2 protein-coding genes are annotated in these 1,527 nt (G+C 63.7%); both read right to left on the bottom strand.

Annotated elements, in window-relative coordinates:
- Positions 1-323: 323 nt before the first annotated feature.
- Positions 324-857 (bottom strand): P-loop NTPase family protein, encoded by a 534-nt coding sequence (locus tag ABNF93_RS34620; protein ID WP_349332494.1) that lies wholly within the window; start codon positions 855-857, stop codon positions 324-326.
- Between the two features lie 35 nt (positions 858-892).
- Positions 893-1,465 carry an IS30 family transposase gene (locus ABNF93_RS34615; RefSeq protein ID WP_349332495.1) on the bottom strand — a complete coding sequence of 191 codons (573 nt, stop codon included), beginning with the start codon at positions 1,463-1,465 and terminating at the stop codon, positions 893-895.
- Positions 1,466-1,527: the final 62 nt, after the last annotated feature.

Below are 1,527 nucleotides of genomic sequence, written 5' to 3'. Positions count from 1 at the left end.
GACGTCCGCGAGTGGATCAAGAACTGGAACGAAAACCCCAAGCCCTTCATCTGGAAGAAGACCGCCGAGGAGATCCTCGACTCCCTCGCCCGATATATCGCACGAATTTCAGGCGGAGGACACTAGCCGACGAGCGTGAGGGTCTGGGTGTGATGAGCGATTCCGTCGAAGCCCCTGGCCGAGCAGGTCGATCTGCTGAGTGCGTGGAAACGTCGACCTATCTGGGGCAGATCTGGGTTCACGCTCGGCGCCTACCCGTGAAAGTGTCAAGAACGTCAACGATGCGCGAACTACGGCGATGTCGTGGACACTGGGTGCTCGCCCTAGGCGTCGGATGGCCAGCAGTCTTCGAGGATGCGTGCAACGGTGGTGTCCAGGCTGTCGTGCTCCGTGATGATGACCTCATCGAGTTCGGTGATCGGATTGAATCCTCGCCACCACTGCCGCATCTCCTCTTCACCGAACGCGTTCGCGAGCGGCCTTGTGGCGTGCCTACGGACGGTTTCCTCGAACGGCACGTCGTAGATGTAGCAGCGGGACACGCCGCGATGATCCGCGACCAGGCGTGGCAGGGTCTCCGAGTACCAGTCCGGCTGCAGGACCCCTTCGATGATCACATCGAGCCCCCGCCCCAGCAGGTATCTTGCAGCGAGGTCGATGAGCCCGATCGGGTGACCTCCTGCGTCGCCGGGAACGCCCAGGATTAGGCGCCGGATGACGTCCTGGCCGAGGATGGCAACCGTGCCAGTGGGACGCGCCGCACGGACGGCAGCGGCCACCGCCGACTTGCCCGATCCGCTGTTGCCTCGCAACGTGATCAGTCGTGTCGAACTCGATCCAACGGGTGCGGTCCGCACCTCAGCACGCTCCTTCTGATCAGATGATGCGTGGCTCAACGTCGCCTGCTCAGCGTGTCGGATTCTGCAGGGCCGGTGACCGCTACGGTCGGGCTGCTCGGCTGCAGGCTACGCATCTCGTTCCGAAAACGAGCCTGTGGGGTGTCGTAGTCGAGGCCTTTGCGTGGTCGGGTGTTCAGTTCGCGCATCACCGTTGCGACGTGGGTGTCGGGGTGCACGGACAGGTCGGTCCCCTTCGGGAAGTACTGACGGACAAGACCGTTGAAGTTCTCGTTCGCGCCGCGTTGCCAGGGGCTGGATCGTTCGGCGAAGTAGATGGCGATGCCGGTTGCGGCGGCAAGTTCGCGGTGTCGGGCCATCTCCACGCCCTGGTCCCAGGTGAGGGTGCGTTTCATGTGCGCCGGCAGTGGCGCGAACGCTTTGATGGCGGCGGCGTTGACTGTCTCGGCGGTATGGTCGGCCGGTAGGTTGATCACGATGCCGTACTGGGTTTTGCGTTCCCGTAGGGTCATCATCGCCGAGCCTGATCTGATGCCGAGAACGAGTCGGGTAGCGGGGACGCATTGCTGCGTCCCCGCCCCCTCAGAACCGTGCGTGCAGCTGTTCACCGCACACGGCTCAAGCGGGCCCCGTTGGGCTCGCGGGCTGGAGAAGCTGCGGGATTGGTCGA

Origin of the sequence: Actinopolymorpha sp. B9G3 (assembly GCF_040120725.1) — a bacterium.
Lineage (GTDB): Bacteria > Actinomycetota > Actinomycetes > Propionibacteriales > Actinopolymorphaceae > Thermasporomyces.
The sequence above is the reverse complement of the archived record's forward strand: the minus strand, read 5'-3'. Positions and strand labels throughout refer to the sequence as shown.